This is a genomic window from Streptomyces sp. NPDC055140 (assembly GCF_053607285.1).
Genome location: NZ_JBSGTG010000042.1, coordinates 40,422 through 57,125 on the forward strand (window position 1 = coordinate 40,422; position 16,704 = coordinate 57,125).

The following is a 16,704-nucleotide window of genomic DNA, read 5'->3' on the forward strand; positions in this document are numbered from 1 at the left end:
TGCGGGTGACGGAACTCATAGGCTCCGTGGACCGGTGATGGCTCGACGCCTGTCGCCGAGGCCCTGTCGTCGGGACTACGGAGGTAGCACGATGAGCACGATCGCGGTCGTCGGAGGCACCGGCCCACAGGGGAAGGGGCTCGCCTATCGCTTCGCCCGCGGCGGGCACGACGTCGTCCTCGGGTCACGCGACGGAGCGCGGGCCACCCAGGCTGCCGACGAACTCGCCGCGCGCCTGGGGGGACGCGGCGGCACGGTCGCGGGGGCGGAGAACGCGGCGGCCGCGACGAAGGCCGAAGTCGTCCTCCTCGCCGTCCCGTACGCCGGTCACGACGCCCTGGTCGCATCGCTGGCTGCTGAGCTCGCCGGCAAGGTCGTCATCAGCTGCGTCAACCCGCTCGGCTTCGACCAGCGCGGCCCCCACGGTCTCGACCTGGGTGGCACGTCGGCCGCCGAGACAGCGCAGGGCCTGCTGCCCGACAGCGTGGTGGTCGGCGCCTTCCACCACCTCTCGGCGGTCTCCCTGAATGGAGACGCCGACCTGCTCGACCACGAGGACGTGCTGGTATGCGGGGACGACCCGGAGGCGAAGCAGACGGTCATGGACCTCGCGGCGACCATCACCGGCAGGCCGGGCATCGACGCCGGAGCGCTGCGCCTGGCACGGCAGCTCGAGCCGCTGACCGCCGTGCTCATCTCGATCAACAAGCGGTACAAGGTCCGCTCCGGTCTGGCCATCCACGGCGTGAGCGGGTCATGACCGAGCAACTGCGGTGGTGGGTCGTGGTGCCGATGAAGGACATCCGTCATGCCAAGTCGCGGCTCGGCGGCGACCCAGGCCGGCGGCGGGCGCTCGCGGTCGCCATGGCGCGCGACACGCTTCGCGCCGCTGCCGGAGCGGTCTGCGTCGACGGCGTCGTCCTCGTCTGCGACCAGCCGGACGACGTACCTGAACTGATGGTGCCGGGCGTGCGCATAGAGGTGCGGCCAGGTCTCGACCTCAACGACGCACTCAGTGCCGGCGCCGCCGTGGTGCGGGCCGAAAACGCCCGTCGGCACCTCGCGGCGCTGCCCGCGGACCTGCCGTACCTGCGCAGCGACGAGCTGACGGTGGCCCTCGGCCGGGTCGCCCGTCACCCGCGCGCCGTGGTGGCGGACCGCGAGGGCGTCGGCACCGCGCTGCTCACCGCACGCTCCGGAACACAGCTGCTCCCGGCCTTCGGTCTCGACTCACTGACCCGTCACCGCGCCTCGGGCGCCCGGGAGGTACTCCTCCCGGCGCGGTCCGGCCTGCGCCGTGACGTCGACCACCAGGAGGACCTGGTGTCCGGGCACGGACTCGGTCCGCGTACCCACGCGACGTTGCGCGGCGGTCCCGTCCTGGCGACTGCGGAGGAAGGAGTACGGTGCTGATCGGCATCCCGTGCGAGTCGAAACCGGGCGGATCCCTGGTTGCGGCGACCGCCAAGACCGTATTCCAACTGACCGACCTCAGCCATGACTTGATCGTCGAGTCGGGCGCCGGCGACCAGCCGGACAGTGCGTTCACCGAGGCCGGTAGGGGCATTGCCGTCGTCCGCGACGGCGAGTCGACCTGGCCGCCGCCGACCGCGCAGGTGTCGGCAGCCCGGGCAGGTCATCCGACCGCCCCCATCGAGGAGGTCGCCCTCGAGGAGGAGACGAGGACGCTGAGCCCTGGTGCGAAGGGGCTGGTACTCGCGGGCATCGCGTACGCCGCCGAGTTGCTGGCCGGCGCCGTGAACCCGGCCGAGTCGCAGGACCCGTCCTCGCCGATCGCCGGCATGCCAGTCCTCGAGGTCTGGAAGGCCAAGGACATCATCGTGTTCAAGTGGTCCATGGCTGCTGGCCACGCCGGCGTTCAGAACCCGCTCTTCTTCCGCGAGAACAGCCAGATGCTGGTCGGCGACGCGAAGGACCGGGTCGAGGACATCATCTGCCACCTCGAGGTCGCCGCCCATGCGTGAGGTCCTCAGCGAGCTGCTCGCCTGGTGGCGCGCCGGCGAGTCGGTCGCCCTGGGGACCGTCGTCGCGACCTTCAGGTCGGCGCCGCGGCCGCCGGGGGCATCGATGCTGGTCGGCCCCGATGGGAGTGTCGTGGGCTCGGTCTCGGGCGGCTGCGTCGAGGGCGCGGTTGTCGAGCTGGGCCGGCAGGTCCTTCAGGACGGCGTACCGGTGCTTGAGCGCTACGGCGTGACGGACGAGGACGCCTTCGCCGTAGGCCTGACCTGCGGCGGGATCCTCGACGTGTACGTCGAGAAGGTCGACCGCGTGACCTTCCCGGAGCTTGAGGACGTGGCGGGCGAGGTCGAGGCGGGGCGGCCCGTGGCCGTGGCGACGGTGGTCGCCCACCCCGATCCCGCCGTCCTGGGCCGGCGGATCCTGGTGCGGCCGGGCGCAGCGGCCTCCGGAGGCCTCGGCAACGACCGGATGGACGGCGCCGTCGCCGACGACGCGCTGGGCCTGCTCGCGGTCGGCGCCAGCGAGACGCTCGGCTACGGGCCCGGCGGTGAACGCCGGGGCGAGGGGATGCGGGTGTTCGTGCGCAGTTTCGCCCCGCGCCCGCGGATGCTGGTGTTCGGCGCCATCGACTTCGCCGCTGCCGTCGCCCGGGTGGGGACCTTCCTCGGCTACCGGGTGACGGTCTGCGACGCGCGGCCCGTGTTCGCGACGCATGCCCGCTTCCCCGACGCCGACGAGGTCGTCGTCGACTGGCCGCACCGTTATCTCCAGGCGCAGGCCGACGCCGGGGCGATCGACGGCCGCACCGTGATGTGCGTGCTGACGCACGACCCCAAGTTCGACATCCCGCTGCTCGAGGTCGCGCTGCGGCTCCCGGAGGTCGCCTACATCGGAGCGATGGGTTCGCGGCGGACTCATGAGGGTCGCCTCCGTCGTCTGCAGGAGGCCGGCCTGACTCCCGCGGAGATCGAGCGGCTGTCGAGCCCCCTCGGTCTCGACCTCGGCGCGCGGACGCCGGAGGAGACCGCGGTCAGCATCGCCGCCGAGATCATCGCCCGCCGTTGGGGCGGCAGCGGCCGGCGGCTTGCCACGGTCGGCGGGCGGATCCATCGCGAGGACTGATCGGCCGCCGATCGCGCTCATCGGGCGGTCGGGCTGCAGGAAGGCCGGGTCGTCGGCCCCGTGGCCGGCCGGCGTGGTCGCTGCGGAACTCCGGCAGCAGGGCCGGACCGGCAGGCGCGCTTGCCCTACTGGACGGACCGCCAGTGGTCGGCGATCTCGGCGTCCGACGCCCCGCGCCGGAGCGGGCTGCGGAGGCCGACTCGTCCCGTACGAACAGGCAGTTGAGGACCTGGCCGTCCGGGGTCAGCCGCACCCGGTCGGAGTCGCCGCGGAACAGGGGCGTCACGGAGGCGATGACGCCGACCGTCCCGGCGCCGCCGTTCACCACGAATCGCTCTGCCGGGGCGCTTCCCTGGTGTTCGCCGGTCGGCGCCAGGTCGAACTCGGCGACCAGCCGCTCGAGGATCTCGTCCGCGGTCACCATGTCCTCCCGGCTCCAACTGGCCGGCGTCCTCGAAGACGCGGAGCCGGACTGCGGGGTCCTTGGCGGGCGAACCGAAGTGGCCTGTCCTCGCTGCTCGAAGAGCCGCCGTGAGGTCGTCTCGTGCATCACGCCCACCGACAGGCTCACGGGCTTGTTCCGGTTCAGCTCCTCCCGTGTCAGCACACCGGCGTCGACGTGGGGCAACAGGCCCGTCTCTTCGAGGATTCGGACTGCGATGGCGCGCACGTGGGCCAGGGCCGAGTCGTACCCCGGCTCGTCCAGCCACGCCTGCGCATAACGGGCCGGCGGCCCGCGGCCCGGTCACCCGGCGTGAGTAGCGTCTTGACGCCGTCGGCTTTGGTGGCATGCTGCGCGATCGCGATGCTCTCGACCGGCGACGGGAACGGCGCCCGATCCACGCGCGCGGCCTGGGCCGGCGCCTAGACGAAGGTGCAGTGGTGGCATCGGTCTCCGCACAGCCGGGTGACTGGGATCAAGATCTTCGGCGAGAATGTGACGACGCCCGTCGACCAGGCCCGCCGCGCGCATCCGCGCGGCGACGGAGCACAGCCTGTCGAGCTGCTCACCCCGTGCTGCGATGAGCGCGCCGTGCAGTCGGTTTGGTCGAGCACGGCGCCACGCTCCGCTCGTACCAGCGCGTGCTGAACCTCGCGGACCGTCGGCTGCGAGGTGGTGGTCACGAGTCCTCTTCCCTGCGAGTGTCCTGCCCGGCCGGAGCTGGGCAGGACACTCGACTTTTGTTGAGCCTTCGGGGCGGCGTGGTCAGGCGCGGTCGCCCTCCACGCGGCGTATGTCGATCCCGGCCGGCGAGGCAACTCGAGGACGCCACACGCCGAAGATCACCGCGGCGACGATGGCCGAGACGAAGTAGCTGAAGTCCGCCCCGTGCAGCGCCTGGGCAATCGGGCCGGTGTAGAACTCGGTGCCCATGAACGGAACCGCGACGGCGGTACCGACCACCAGCGCGGTGAGTCCAGGGGTTCCGTAGCGCCCGAACACGCCGTCACGCTCATAGAAGTTGCGGATCGCGGGATAGCCACGCCCCGAGCGGTGGACGATGAAGTAGTCGACCAACAAGATCGCCAGCCACGGCGTGATGTAGTACGACACGACGTGCAGGAACAGGCGGAAGTTCGCCTGGAACTCGGCACCTCCGAAAACCAGGGCGAGGAAGAGACCGAAGACTCCGGCGATCACCACCGTCACCCACTGCGGGAGACGCAGGTCGCAGGTCAGCGTCGCCATCGCACCGCTGTAGAGGTTCACTGCGTTGTGCGGGATCGCCGAGATGCCGAGCGTCAGCAGCACCAGGTAGCGCAGCCAGTCGGGCAGGGCGATGTCCAGAGCGCGGAGCACGTCCCCGTCCGGTGCGAGTGTGATGAGCCCGGCACCCAGCACCATCATCCAGGTCGTCGACGCGAACAGTCCCGTGGTCGCCGCCTTGGCGACCGACGACGGCTTGCTGTCCTCGGGCAGGTAGCGCGAGTAGTCCGACGCGTACGGTGCCCAGCTCGCGGTGTAGCCGAACACGACCGTGAACATGACGAGCCACGCCAACCAGTAGTCGCTGCCCGAGGCGCTCGGCTCGACGCCCGGCCCGCCGCCGTGCGCGATCAGCACGATCGAGACGACCGACAGCAGAACGAGGCTGAGCTTCGTGATCCAGTCGCCGAGGATGTGCAGGATGCGGTAGCCGTAGATGCCGATCACGATGTTCAGCGCTGCGACAACGACGACCGTCGGCTCATACGGCGTTTTGAACAGGTCGGCCAGAGATTGCGCGCCGAGCACGGTCCCGACGGTGTAGTACCCGACGAACACCAGGAGGGAGAGCAGCGCCGGAAGGAAATTGCCGAAATAGCCGAACGCCGCACGTCCCATGGGCAGCTGCGGCATGCCCAGGCGGGGGCCCATCGCAGCGCACAGACCGGTACCGACCGAGCCCAGGAAGTTCCCGATCACGATGGCAGTCACGCTGCCCCAGAAGCCGAGCCCGAGCACCGCGCCGCTGGAGCCGACGAAGATGCCTGCCAGGTAGATGACGGGGGCGAACCGCACTGTGAACTGGTTGCGGGGGCGACCGTATCGGCGACTCGGTTCGACATAGGCGATGCCATGGCGCTCGAGTGCCAGAGTCACTCTGTCCGCTGGCTCGGCATCAGCCGACGTAGGGTTGTCCTTCATCACGGGTCCTCGGTTCCTCTGTCGGGCCAGCACGACAACCAAGGCGCACACAGCCTTGGGTCCGAGTGCCCCGGGGTGGCTGTTTTCGAGGCTCGGGAGGCATTGCTGGCTGCCTCGGCGGTGTGAGCCGCCTTCTCGCTCTCTCAAGCCCATCGGTTGTGACATCGGCAACACTAGGGAGCCGTGTCGCCCGATGCCCATGTCACCAGGCGCCAAGGCAGAGCGCCCAGCCTTGGCTGCGACCGCCATCCGCGCTACGCAGGACGCTGGCAGTGCAAGGCCCTGTCGGGTTCTTCGGCGGCCAGTTGCTCAACCGGCAGGGCCCGTTGGCCGCAGGGCGGAGTTGTCCGTGCGTCAGCCTGGCCTTGCTCGCGGCTCGCGGCTCGCGGCTCGCGGTTCGCGGTTCGGCGTCCGCGGCACGCTGCTGGCCGGGGCGGTCGGCCAGTTGCTCCCCGTCTCCCTGTCGCCGCCACGCCGGATGCGCGAACTGCCGTCCTACGTGGAGTCGACGGGGGAGCGGGACACCGCCGCCGGTCTGTTGGTGCCGAGAGGGCTCTGAGGACGGGGCGGCCACAGCCCGCACGGTGCTGAGACGGGATGGCACCGCGCGAGAGGTGCGTGCGGCAAGGGATGCTTGCCGGGACCGGCCTGGCGTCGTGCAGTCGACGCGCGCGATCCGTAGGACGACAGCCGGCTGCGCAGCAAGTCCTCATAGCCCCGACGTGCGGGCTCTGGAACCGGACATCTGCCGCGGAAGCGTTCACCGAGTAAGTAACGCGCCTTGGGTCAGCAGAGGTTGAGGCCACCGGGGCGTTTCCCGGGGCCTTCGCGCGTTCAACTCCTTGCGGGCACAGCTCGATTCAGGCCCTTCTTGTTTCACCTCTTGACGCCGTTGGTGCAGACCTTTAGGTTCCCGATCGCCACAGCTTCATGAATGCACTCTCTGTTCATCAACGTGAACAGGGGGACCCCCACTGCCGGCCTCCCATGAAGGGCTGTGATCCCCGATGACCAGACCATCCATCGCGCGTTCCACCGTGATCCGCAGCGCGCTCACCACCACGCTGCTCGCAGTCTCCGCCGGCGCCTTCGGTGCGGCGCCCGCTTCTGCCGCTACCGGCACGATCACGGGTCTCGCCGGCAAGTGCCTCGACGTGGCCGGGGCGAGCTCGACGAACGGCGCGGCCGTTCAGCTCTACGACTGCAACGGCACCGCCGCCCAGCAGTGGACGGTCGGCTCCGACGGGACGATACAAGCCCTCGGCAAGTGCCTTGACGTCACCGGGAATTCGTCCGTCAACGGGGCCAAGCTCCAGCTGTGGGACTGCACGGGCGGCGCGAACCAGAAGTGGTCGGTCTCCGCGGCCCGCGACATCGTCAACCAGCAGGCCGACAAGTGTGCCGACGCCACGGGCAACACCTCGACGAACGGCACCCCGATCCAGATCTGGAGCTGCACCGGCGCCGCCAACCAGAAGTGGACTGCGCCCACCGGCGGCATCACCCCCACCGCGCCGATGGCCGTCGCCCCGTACCTCTACAACGGCTGGGGCAGCCCGCCGAACCCGGCCACGGTCATGAACGCCACCGGCGTCAAATGGTTCACCCTCGCCTTCGTGCTCAGCAACGGCACCTGTAATCCGCAGTGGGACGGCAGCCGCCCGCTGACCGGTGGCGTCGACCAGCAGACCGTGAACACCGTGCGGGCAAACGGCGGTGACATCATCCCCTCGTTCGGCGGCTACAGCGGCAACAAGCTGGAGAGTTCCTGCACCAGTGCCGGCGCGCTGGCGGGCGCGTACCAGAAGGTCATCAACGCCTACGGGCTCAAAGCGATCGACATCGACATCGAGGCCGACGCCTACAGCAATCCGACCGTCCAGCAGCGCACCGTGGACGCACTCAAGACCATCAAGGCCGACAACCCCGGCATCAAGGTGTACGTCACCATCGGCACCGGCCAGTCCGGCCCCGACACCAGCCTCATCAACCGTGCCGCCAACTCGGGCCTGACCGTGGACAGTTGGACGATCATGCCGTTCGACTTCGGCGGCGCCGGGCAGAACATGGGCACGCTCACCCAGCGCGCCGCCGAGGGACTCAAGACGGCCCTCAAGAACGCCTACGGCTACAGCGACGACCAGGCGTACCGGGACATGGGCATCTCCTCGATGAATGGGATCACCGACCAGAACGAGACGGTCACCGTCGCCGACTTCCAGACCATCCTCGCGTACGCGCAGCAGCACCACCTGGCGCGACTGACGTTCTGGTCGGTCAACCGGGACCGCCCCTGCACGGGCGGCGTCGCCGACAGCTGCTCCGGCGTGAGCCAGCAGAACTGGGACTACACGCGCGTCTTCGCGAAGTACACAGGCTGACCTTCCCCACCCCCCCATCAGCGCAGGAGGGCCACCATGCTCAGATCCACAGCCGCCCCCACCAGATCGAGAAGAGACTCCGGCCGCCACCGGATACCGAAGGTGCTCACCGTGCTCGCACTCACGGCGAGCAGCATGTCCGGCGTGGCAGTCGCCGCACAGGGCAACGCGGTTGCCCGGGAGCCGGTCACCGCCCAGGCGGCCGCCCTGCCCACCGGCTGGGCCACCGTCGTCAACGCGGGCAGCGGCAAGTGCGTCGACGCGCGGGCCGCCGGGACGACGGACGGGACCGCCGTCCAGCAGTACACCTGCAACAGCACCCAGGTTCAGCAGTGGCGGATCGAGGCCACCTCCGGTGGGTACTCCCGGGTCGGCAACCGGGCCGACGCCAGCAAGGTATGGGACGTCACCGACGTCTCGACGGCGGACAGCGCGCCGGTGCAGCTGTGGACGTACAGCGGCGGCGCCAACCAGCAGTGGCAAGCCGTCGCCGAGTCGAGCGGCGCGTACCACTTCGTGAACCGCAACAGCGGCAAGTGCCTCGATGTGCCGAGTGCCTCCACCTCGGACAGCGTGCAGCTGACGCAGTACACGTGCAACGGCACCGCGGCCCAGTCCTTCTACATCAATCCCGTCGACGTCACGCCGCCGCCCGGGACCCCGGATCTCGGCCCGAACGTCACCATCTTCGATCCGTCGACGCCCGCCGCCACGATCCAGAGCAGCCTGAACGCGGCCTTCGCGCAGCAGGAGACCAACCAGTTCGGCACTGCCCGCAAGGCCTTCCTCTTCAAGCCGGGCACGTACGACGCCAACGCCAACGTCGGCTTCTACACGCAGGTCGCGGGCCTCGGCCTGTCCCCGGACGACGTCACCATCCGCGGTGCGGTGCACGCCGAGGCCGACTGGTTCCAGGGGAACGCCACCCAGAACTTCTGGCGGTCGGCCGAGAATCTGTCGGTGACCCCGACGGGCGGCACGGACCGCTGGGCGGTGTCGCAGGCCGCCCCGTACCGGCGCATGCACCTGCGCGGCAACCTGGCCCTGGACGACGGCGGCTGGTCCAGTGGCGGCTACATGGCCGACACGAAGGTCGACGGGCAGGTCAACTCGGGCTCGCAGCAGCAGTGGCTGTCGCGGAACACCGAGTGGGGCAGCTGGACCGGATCCAACTGGAACATGGTCTTCGTAGGCGCCAAAAACGCTCCCGCGAACAGCTTCCCCAGCCCGCCGTACACCACTGTCGCCCAGGCGCCGGTCACTCGCGAGAAGCCGTTCCTGTACGTCGACTCGGCAGGTTCCTGGAAGGTGTTCGTCCCCTCCGTGCGCACCGACACGAGTGGCACCACGTGGAGTTCAGGCACGCCTGCGGGTGCGTCACTGTCCCTCGACGACTTCTTCGTGGTCAAGCCGGGCGCGACGGCGGCGCAGATGAACAACGCACTCGCGCAGGGCAAGAACCTCCTGGTCACGCCCGGGGTCTACCACCTCGACCAGACTCTGAAGGTGACACGACCCGACACCGTCGTCCTGGGGCTCGGTCTCGCCACACTCATCCCCGACAACGGCATCACCGCGATGACGGTCGCCGACGTGAACGGCGTCCAGCTCGCCGGTCTGCTGGTCGATGCCGGGACCACCAACTCCGCTCAACTCATGGAAATGGGCCCCGGCGGCTCCTCCGCCGACCACAGCGCCGACCCCAGCGCGTTGCACGACGTGTTCTTCCGCATCGGCGGAGCGGGAGTCGGCAAGGCCACCACCAGCCTGACGATCAACAGCGACGACGTCATCGGCGACCACCTGTGGCTCTGGCGAGCCGACCACGGCAGCGGGGTGGGCTGGACCAGCAACACCGCAGACACCGGGCTCGTCGTCAACGGCGATGACGCGACGATGTACGGCCTGTTCGTCGAGCACTACCAGAAGCACCAGACCATCTGGAACGGCAACGGCGGACGCACGTACTTCTACCAGAACGAGATGCCGTACGACCCGCCCAACCAGGCAGCCTGGATGAACGGCTCCACGCAGGGCTACGCCGCCTACAAGGTGGCGAACTCGGTGACCAGCCACCAGGTGTACGGCTTCGGCAGCTACTGCTACTTCAACGTCAACCCCGGCGTCGCCGCCGAGCACGCCATCGAGGCGCCCAACAACCCGAATGTGCGCTTCAAGGACATGGTGACGGTCGCACTGGGTGGCACCGGCACCATCCGGCACGTCGTCAACGACCGGGGCGGCCCCTCCAACTCCTCCACCAACGTCGCCAACCTCGTCAGCTACCCGTGAGCGCGTGACCAGCCTGGAAAGGACCGACCCAACGATGCACACTTTCAGATCCGGCTCGGCGCGCGTGGCCCTGCGAGTCCTCCTCCTGCTGGCGACGCTGCTCACCCTGGCGGCACCGCCCGCAGCCCGAGCGAGCACGGCGGCCGCCCCGTTCAAGGTGCTCGCGCTGTACAGCGGCACCTGGGACGCGGCGCACATAGATTTCGAGAAGGAGGCGAACGACTGGTTCCCCAAGCAGGCCGCGGCGAACGGATTCACCTACACCGCCAGCAACAACTGGGACCTGCTCAGCAACGGCGGCGTCAGCGCCTACCAAGTCGTGCTGTTCCTCGACGACCTGCCGCAGACGGCCGCCCAACGGGCAGGATTCGAGCAGTACATGCGCGGTGGCGGCGCCTGGATGGGCTTCCACGTCTCGGCCTTCACCACCGACGCGGCCGGCTGGCCGTGGTACCACAACCAGTTCCTCGGCAGCGGCAACTTCAAGTCCAACACCTGGGGCCCGACGACCGCAGTCCTGAAGGTCGAGGACCGCACCCAACCGTCCACCAAGAACCTGCCGGCCACGTTCACCTCGTCGGTCAGCGAGTGGTACAGCTGGTCCAACGACCTTCGGCAGAACCCGGACATCAAGATCCTTGCCTCCGTCGACCCCAGCAGCTTCCCGCTGGGCACGGATCCCAACCAGTCCTGGTACAGCGGCTATTACCCGATCCTGTGGACCAACACGAAGTACAAGATGCTGTACGCGAACTTCGGCCACAACGCGATGAACTACGACACCAACACCCGCCTGTCGTCGACGTTTGCGAGTGAGACCCAGAACCGGTTCCTGCTGGACGGGCTGAAGTGGCTCGGCGGCGCAGACACCACGACCCCGCCGGGCGATTCGATCTCCGAGACCGCCTGGTACACGCTGGAGAACGCCGGCAACGGCACCTGTGTGGACGCCCGTTCGGCTGCCACGGCGAACGGGACGGCGATCCAGCAGTACGCATGCAACGGCACGCAGGCGCAGCAGTTCCGGCTCCGCTCGACCGAGGGCGGATACCGGCAGGTCGGCATCCGCGTCAACCCGCAACAGGTCGTCGACGTCACCGACGCCTCGGTCGCCGACAAGGCGCCGCTGCAACTATGGAGTTACGCCGGAGGGCAGAACCAGCAATGGCTGCCCGTCAAGGAAGGTGCCGGGCGCTACCACTTCACCGCCCGACACAGCGCCAAGTGCCTGACGGCGGCGAGCGCCGCAACGAACAGCACACAGCTCACCCAACGCACCTGCGACGGCTCACCTGCGCAGAGTTTCACGCTGACTGCACAGTCCTGACCGATCAGATCGGAGGCAGTAGGAGGGTGCCCCGCCGCAGGCCGGCGACGGGGCACCCTCCTTTCCCTGCCGGTGTTGGCGGGCCGCGATCGAGCGCGTGGGGGCCGTTGGCATCGTCATCGTCTGGAGCCGCGTCGACCGAGGGTCTCCACGGGAGTTGCGCTGGTGCGGCTCAACTGCGGCACGGGCCGGCTGGTCGGCCTACAGGTCGCGATGCCGTCGGCGTCCGAGCGCCAGTACCAGCAGGCCTGGCGGCCCTTGGACGGGTGCCCCTCGCGGACATCCCCGATCACGGGCCAGCCCTCGAGATTGTCCTCTCACGCCTTGTCGCAAGCGGCGATCTTCCCCTCGTCGCGCTCGGTGGCCTTGCGGGAGGGAACCTGCACGCTCCAGCCGATGCGGTGCAGCAGCAGGTCCAGCCCGGCCAGCGTGTACTCCACTCCACCCTGAACCGACAGTGCACGACCTCGGCGATCCTCGCCAGAGTCCAGCACTGGTCGCCCCAGCCCGCAGCGGCCGGACCGGCATCCAACACCGCCTTCAGAACACGCAGTTGATCCGGCACAGCGCAGCCCACGACAGCCGTCGCGACGCCACGTAACCCACACCCTTAAAGATCTCTAGAGTTGTCGTCAGCTGGGAGGTGTGGCGGCGGTGTCCGTCCTTCGTGCTCGGGGCGCGGGCCGCCCACTGTGCGGTGGAGACGTGGGCCGATTGCCCCGAGATCAGGGCGCTCCCAGGGATGTCGCGCAGGCTCGAGGCTGCGCCGGCCCACCAAGCAGGTCAGATGGTGGCGGCGAAGGTCACGGCTGCTGATCCCATGCGGTCACCAGGCCGTAGGTGACCAGGCCGAAAACAAGGTGCGGTACCACGTCCGAGGCCCAGTCGCCGACTGACCAGGTACGAGGATCGCTGACCCCGAGGCGGGCAATCGGCACGTCGGCGACGGCCATCACCAATGCTCCGGTAAGAGCCCCTCCCAACCAGAGGGGCATCCGAGCGCCTGCCCGGTGGACCAGCGCTACAGCGGCGCCCGTCCCGCATCCCACGGCGACACCCGTCACCGCTGCGAGACCGATGAGCCGGTTGCCCTTTTCGGCCGAGTCCCGGAGCGGATGCCCCATCCGGGTAGCGATCGTGTCCACCAAAGTTTCCGGCACACTGCTGACGGGCCTGCCGCGCACAGCCATGTCGGCATAGGACACGGCGTTCAACGCGGTCGTCCCCGCGGCCCCCGCGGCGCAGCCGCGCACAATGGTTCGGATCATGCTCCACGCAATCCCCGCCGCTGCCCGCAGGCAAACAGCCACAGGCACCAGACCAGTACAGGACCCTCAGCAAGTCCTACCGTTGCAGCTCGTCACCGTCCAGGTAGCCGCTCCAGCACCTCTTGCAGTACCCACCCGTTTCCGTCCGGGTCGCTGAACGAGGCGTAGGAGGCGTAGCTGCGGCCGTCTGGATCGCGGCCGTCGACCCGTACTTCAGCGCCGGTGTCGTAGACCTTGTGGAAGATCTTGCTTACCTCGACACCGCGGCCGGCGAGGTCGGCGCGGGCTTTGTCGAGGTCGAAGACCACGAGGTAGCCCTCTGCGGATCCAGGCACGGCGGAGACGACCCCGCGGCCGAAGATGATCGAGCACTCAGACCCACGCGGCGTCAGCTGAACGATCCGGAATTCCGGGCCGGCCTCGAAGTCCGCATCGAGCCGCCATCCCAGGCTCTGGTAGAAGCGCAGGGCACGGTCGACGTCAGCGACGGGGATGACGTGGACCTCGATCTTCATATCCACGGTCGGCGCTTTGACGCCGCCCTGCGCGTCGCCCTGCTCTTGAGTGCTCATAATCGTTCTCCTGCGCCCGATGCCCAGAAATCCAAGAGGACGACGTGGCCGCGCAGCTCTGGGCGGCCGAGCGGTCGGTATTGACGCCCCGCCGCGCGAGGGCATATGCCGTCGGTCGGGCACGGTCTAGGCACGTTCTACCGAAGGGAGCGGAAGCCCGGGCGAATCTCTTCCACGAGGAGTTCCGGCTGCTCCCCGTGCGGCGAAGTGCCCGTCCTTGAGCAGCTTTGTTGCGGTGTCAACCCCGTGCCACCTACATCTCCACGTTAGACCGATGGGGTACACGGTGCACCCGGGAAGAACCCCGGGGTGCGTCCCGCGGGTGCACCGCCGAGGGTCTTGCCGCGAGGTGAGGCACAGGCAGGGCTGATCTGCCGACAGCAGCCGAACGCGCGCCGTTGTCGGCCTCTGACCAGAGACCCCGGGAACCTACCTACCTTCAGTGCTGTTGAGGAGCTGTCCGTCGTCGAGACGACAGCCCCCTGGATCCTCTCTGAAAATGAGTTCAGACTCGGCGTGCGCAAGACTTGGACGGCCGCGGGAGCAGCATCGCGTCGTCAGGCACGGAGTCAAGCAACCGCTTTGTGAGCTGCTGGACAGTTCGCCCTCGCCGGTCGTTGCAGTTCTGGACGGCCCGTCCTCGTCACCCGTCCCGCGGACCGTCCTCGTGGCTATCTCGTACAAGGTGCGGCTCGCTCAGCACTGCGACAATACGAAGAGGGACTGCGAAGAGTCAGCCGCCCCCGGGGGTGCACATGTCCGACGTGCGCGTGGCCTCGTCCGGAGTGCCGATCCGTGACTGCCCGCTCGGCGGACGGCGAATTGTCCCGCTGAGGCTTGGGTGACCGTCTGGAGGCCCGGGTTTGTCCCGGGACCGAATTGGCGGGAGTCCCCTTGGGCAGCGGAAAGGCCGGGTGTGAAGCCCGTGGAGCAGAGCATTGACTACCAGGCGTTGTTCGCGGCCACGCCGAGTCCATATCTGGTGCTGGGCCCGGACCTGGTGATTGTCGACGTCAACGACGCGTACCTGCGGGCCACCGGTCGGAGCAGGAAGGACTTGGTCGGCCAGTACCTGTTCGATGCCTTCCCAGACAATCCGGCGGACGCTACCGCGGACGGGGTGCGGAATCTGGGTGCCTCGCTGCACCGGGCGCTGCAGTCGAAGCAGCCGGACACGATGGCGGTGCAGAAGTACGACATCCCCGTTCCGTCCCGGCCCGGGGCGTTCGAGGAGCGATGGTGGTCGCCGATCAACACTCCCGTGCTGGGGCCGGACGGGCAGGTGGCGTGGATCATCCACCGTGTGGAGGACGTGACCGAGTTCGTCCGCTCCCGCCCGGGCCACCCGACGGGCGGACCGCAGGGTAAGCGGGTGGCGATGGAGGCCGAGCTGTACGCGCGGGCGCGGGAGCTGCAGCGGCTCAACGAGGAACTGCGCCAGGCGCACGCCCGGGAACGCCAGATCGCCGTCGCCTTGCAGGAGGCCATGTTGCACTCGCCCGACCTGGACCGGCACCGGAATATCGCGGTGCGCTACCTGCCCGCGGTCGGGTCGCTGAACGTGTGTGGCGACTGGTACGACGTCGTGGATCTGCCCGACGGCTCGTTCGGTGTCGCGGTCGGCGACGTAGTCGGCCATGGCCTGGAGGCCGCCGCCGTCATGGGCATGCTCCGCAGCGCGCTGAGCGCCGCCGTCCGTGCCCTCCGCGAGCCGGCCAAGTCACTGGAGGTCCTGGGCCTGTACGCCCGATCGGTCGAGGGCGCGCTGGTCACCACCGCCGCCCAGGCCGTGATCGACCCCCACCATCAGCGGATCGCCTACAGCAGCGCCGGTCACCTTCCGCCCGTCCTGGTTCACTCCGACGGCACCAGCGACCTGCTGGACCAGGCCACCGACCCCCCGTTGGGCGCCCGTCCCGAACACGTCCTCCGTCCCCAGGCCACCCTGAGCTACACCCCCGGTGACGTCCTCGTCCTGTACACGGACGGGCTCATCGAACGCCGCGACGAGGACATCGACGCAAGCCTGTACCGGCTCACCAACGGCCTCGCCCGTCATGCCCACCTGAGCCCAGACCGCCTCGCCGACGCCCTGCTGGCCCACCTCGGTGTGGCTGGCGGCGCCCAGGACGACATTGCCCTGATCGTCGTGTGCCTATGACAGCGCGCCGAGGCCGCCATGTTGATGGCGCTCTCTGAACCTCTTGCTGCACTCGCCGCGCTGCCGGGCGCCTATCTGCGCGTGGTCGAACCGGGAGACGGTAACGGCGGCCCCTTTGGCGGGGCGGCCGTCGTCTCTGACGTGCTCCGGAGCGATGGGCCGTACCCTCCAGCTCGCGGGTGGATGCATGATCACTCGCCGAGGAACAGCCGCCCGCGGTGGGAGGAACGATGTCTGGAGCATGTTGCACCCCCGGGGCAGGGGGCGACCGGGAGACTCCGGAGCCGTCCGTCGTGCGGCTCCAGAGCCCCGGGGCGCGACCGGCATAGCCCATCTGCCGGCGCCGCGTGCCACCGGTGATGAACAGCGCACACCGCATCACCGCGTTCGTCGACCGGGCCGCCGCGGCCGACGAGGGCGTCCTGGTGTCCCTGGGCAACATCAGCAGCGGATACGTCCTGTACGTCAAGGACAACCGGCTCGTCTTCGAGTACAACTTCCTCGGCACCCGCTATACGGTGACGTCGGAGGACGAACTCCCGCTCGGTGCTGCCGAGTTGACCTTCGAGTTCATCAAGACCGGTGATGTGCAGGGCGTCGGTCGCGTGTACGTATCTGGGAAGCCGGTCGGTGAGACGGACATGCCGCAGGTCCTGCCGCACTTCTTCGGATGGCAGGGCCTCGACGTCGGCCGGGACACGGTGTCGCCGTCCTCGCCCAGCTACGACGGTAAGTTCGCGTTCACCGGAGAGCTCGAGAAGGTTGTCCTCGACGTCGCGCGGGACGAAGAGGGCGCGGAGCTCTTCGAGCGGATCGACTGACCCTCCTGGCTGCTCACCCTCCTCAGGGGGTGAGCAGCTCGCCTCGGCCATGCGATGGCCCCCCCCCCCAGCGGGGGGGGGGGGGGGCCGGGGGCGGGGGGGGGGGGGGGGGGGGGTGGGGCCGGGCAGGGCCCCCCCCCCCCCCCCCACA

The 16,704-nt window shown here is 69.1% G+C and carries 13 protein-coding genes and 3 pseudogenes; 10 read left to right on the top strand and 6 right to left on the bottom strand.

Annotated features, from left to right (window positions below):
* Positions 1 to 91 precede the first annotated feature (91 nt).
* The 4 genes and pseudogenes from npdG to ACWFR4_RS42780 all read left to right on the top strand — a co-directional run bounded on the left by npdG (position 92) and on the right by ACWFR4_RS42780 (position 3,102).
* Positions 92 to 760 (top strand): NADPH-dependent F420 reductase, encoded by a 669-nt coding sequence (gene npdG / locus ACWFR4_RS42765; protein ID WP_453656890.1) that lies wholly within the window; start codon positions 92 to 94, stop codon positions 758 to 760.
* Positions 757 to 1,413 carry a 2-phospho-L-lactate guanylyltransferase gene (gene cofC, locus ACWFR4_RS42770; protein ID WP_453656891.1) on the top strand — a complete coding sequence of 219 codons (657 nt, stop codon included), beginning with the start codon at positions 757 to 759 and terminating at the stop codon, positions 1,411 to 1,413. Before npdG ends, cofC begins: the two co-directional genes overlap by 4 nt.
* Positions 1,414 to 1,757: 344 nt before the next feature.
* Positions 1,758 to 1,985 (top strand): annotated as a pseudogene (locus ACWFR4_RS42775) (NAD(P)(+) transhydrogenase (Re/Si-specific) subunit beta); the annotation flags it as partial.
* A complete protein-coding gene (locus ACWFR4_RS42780) occupies positions 1,978 to 3,102 on the top strand; it encodes an XdhC family protein (RefSeq protein WP_453656892.1) in 1,125 nt (374 codons plus the stop codon). The pseudogene ACWFR4_RS42775 and the gene ACWFR4_RS42780, both read left to right, overlap by 8 nt.
* On the opposite strand, the gene ACWFR4_RS42785 is transcribed toward ACWFR4_RS42780, so the two are convergent.
* Both ACWFR4_RS42785 and ACWFR4_RS42790 read right to left on the bottom strand, forming a co-directional pair.
* Positions 3,029 to 3,652 carry a hypothetical protein gene (locus ACWFR4_RS42785; protein ID WP_453656899.1) on the bottom strand — a complete coding sequence of 208 codons (624 nt, stop codon included), beginning with the start codon at positions 3,650 to 3,652 and terminating at the stop codon, positions 3,029 to 3,031. The genes ACWFR4_RS42780 and ACWFR4_RS42785 overlap by 74 nt on opposite strands.
* 657 nt (positions 3,653 to 4,309) lie before the next feature.
* Entirely contained in the window at positions 4,310 to 5,896 is a 1,587-nt protein-coding gene (locus tag ACWFR4_RS42790) for a purine-cytosine permease family protein (protein ID WP_453656893.1), read from the bottom strand.
* Between the two features lie 184 nt (positions 5,897 to 6,080).
* Between ACWFR4_RS42790 and ACWFR4_RS42795 the strand changes: the two genes are divergently transcribed.
* From ACWFR4_RS42795 to ACWFR4_RS42810, 4 genes are all read left to right on the top strand, one after another.
* Positions 6,081 to 6,290 (top strand): hypothetical protein, encoded by a 210-nt coding sequence (locus tag ACWFR4_RS42795; protein WP_453656894.1) that lies wholly within the window; start codon positions 6,081 to 6,083, stop codon positions 6,288 to 6,290.
* A 448-nt stretch (positions 6,291 to 6,738) separates the two neighbouring features.
* Positions 6,739 to 8,112: a ricin-type beta-trefoil lectin domain protein gene (locus ACWFR4_RS42800; protein WP_453656895.1), complete on the top strand. Its 1,374-nt coding sequence runs from the start codon at positions 6,739 to 6,741 to the stop codon at positions 8,110 to 8,112.
* Between the two features lie 135 nt (positions 8,113 to 8,247).
* Positions 8,248 to 10,404 (top strand): RICIN domain-containing protein, encoded by a 2,157-nt coding sequence (locus tag ACWFR4_RS42805; protein ID WP_453656900.1) that lies wholly within the window; start codon positions 8,248 to 8,250, stop codon positions 10,402 to 10,404.
* 34 nt (positions 10,405 to 10,438) lie between these two features.
* Positions 10,439 to 11,731: an RICIN domain-containing protein gene (locus ACWFR4_RS42810; RefSeq protein WP_453656896.1), complete on the top strand. Its 1,293-nt coding sequence runs from the start codon at positions 10,439 to 10,441 to the stop codon at positions 11,729 to 11,731.
* Positions 11,732 to 11,847: 116 nt separating this feature from the next.
* On the opposite strand, the pseudogene ACWFR4_RS42815 reads toward ACWFR4_RS42810, so the two are convergent.
* The 4 genes and pseudogenes from ACWFR4_RS42815 to ACWFR4_RS42830 all read right to left on the bottom strand — a co-directional run.
* A pseudogene (locus ACWFR4_RS42815) lies at positions 11,848 to 12,048 on the bottom strand (DUF899 domain-containing protein); the annotation flags it as partial.
* Positions 12,049 to 12,063: 15 nt separating this feature from the next.
* Positions 12,064 to 12,287: pseudogene (locus tag ACWFR4_RS42820) on the bottom strand (helix-turn-helix domain-containing protein); the annotation flags it as partial.
* Positions 12,288 to 12,534: 247 nt separating this feature from the next.
* Complete coding sequence (locus tag ACWFR4_RS42825; RefSeq protein WP_453656897.1) at positions 12,535 to 12,999, bottom strand: hypothetical protein; 465 nt, start codon at positions 12,997 to 12,999, stop codon at positions 12,535 to 12,537.
* A 92-nt stretch (positions 13,000 to 13,091) separates the two neighbouring features.
* Positions 13,092 to 13,571 carry a VOC family protein gene (locus ACWFR4_RS42830; protein ID WP_453656898.1) on the bottom strand — a complete coding sequence of 160 codons (480 nt, stop codon included), beginning with the start codon at positions 13,569 to 13,571 and terminating at the stop codon, positions 13,092 to 13,094.
* Between the two features lie 925 nt (positions 13,572 to 14,496).
* Between ACWFR4_RS42830 and ACWFR4_RS42835 the strand changes: the two genes are divergently transcribed.
* Positions 14,497 to 15,732, top strand: coding sequence for a PP2C family protein-serine/threonine phosphatase (locus tag ACWFR4_RS42835; RefSeq protein ID WP_453469220.1), 1,236 nt, complete (start codon positions 14,497 to 14,499; stop codon positions 15,730 to 15,732).
* A 359-nt stretch (positions 15,733 to 16,091) separates the two neighbouring features.
* Entirely contained in the window at positions 16,092 to 16,553 is a 462-nt protein-coding gene (locus tag ACWFR4_RS42840; RefSeq protein WP_453469219.1) for a hypothetical protein, read from the top strand.
* Positions 16,554 to 16,704 lie beyond the last annotated feature (151 nt).

Coding starts and splice junctions, on each gene's coding strand:
- npdG (WP_453656890.1), top strand. CDS start 92: ATGAGCACGATCGCGGTCGTCGGAGGCACCGGCCCACAGGGGAAGGGG.
- cofC (WP_453656891.1), top strand. CDS start 757: ATGACCGAGCAACTGCGGTGGTGGGTCGTGGTGCCGATGAAGGACATC.
- ACWFR4_RS42780 (WP_453656892.1), top strand. CDS start 1,978: ATGCGTGAGGTCCTCAGCGAGCTGCTCGCCTGGTGGCGCGCCGGCGAG.
- ACWFR4_RS42785 (WP_453656899.1), bottom strand. CDS start 3,652: ATGCACGAGACGACCTCACGGCGGCTCTTCGAGCAGCGAGGACAGGCC.
- ACWFR4_RS42790 (WP_453656893.1), bottom strand. CDS start 5,896: ATGTCACAACCGATGGGCTTGAGAGAGCGAGAAGGCGGCTCACACCGC.
- ACWFR4_RS42800 (WP_453656895.1), top strand. CDS start 6,739: ATGACCAGACCATCCATCGCGCGTTCCACCGTGATCCGCAGCGCGCTC.
- ACWFR4_RS42805 (WP_453656900.1), top strand. CDS start 8,248: ATGTCCGGCGTGGCAGTCGCCGCACAGGGCAACGCGGTTGCCCGGGAG.
- ACWFR4_RS42810 (WP_453656896.1), top strand. CDS start 10,439: ATGCACACTTTCAGATCCGGCTCGGCGCGCGTGGCCCTGCGAGTCCTC.
- ACWFR4_RS42825 (WP_453656897.1), bottom strand. CDS start 12,999: ATGATCCGAACCATTGTGCGCGGCTGCGCCGCGGGGGCCGCGGGGACG.
- ACWFR4_RS42830 (WP_453656898.1), bottom strand. CDS start 13,571: ATGAGCACTCAAGAGCAGGGCGACGCGCAGGGCGGCGTCAAAGCGCCG.
- ACWFR4_RS42840 (WP_453469219.1), top strand. CDS start 16,092: ATGAACAGCGCACACCGCATCACCGCGTTCGTCGACCGGGCCGCCGCG.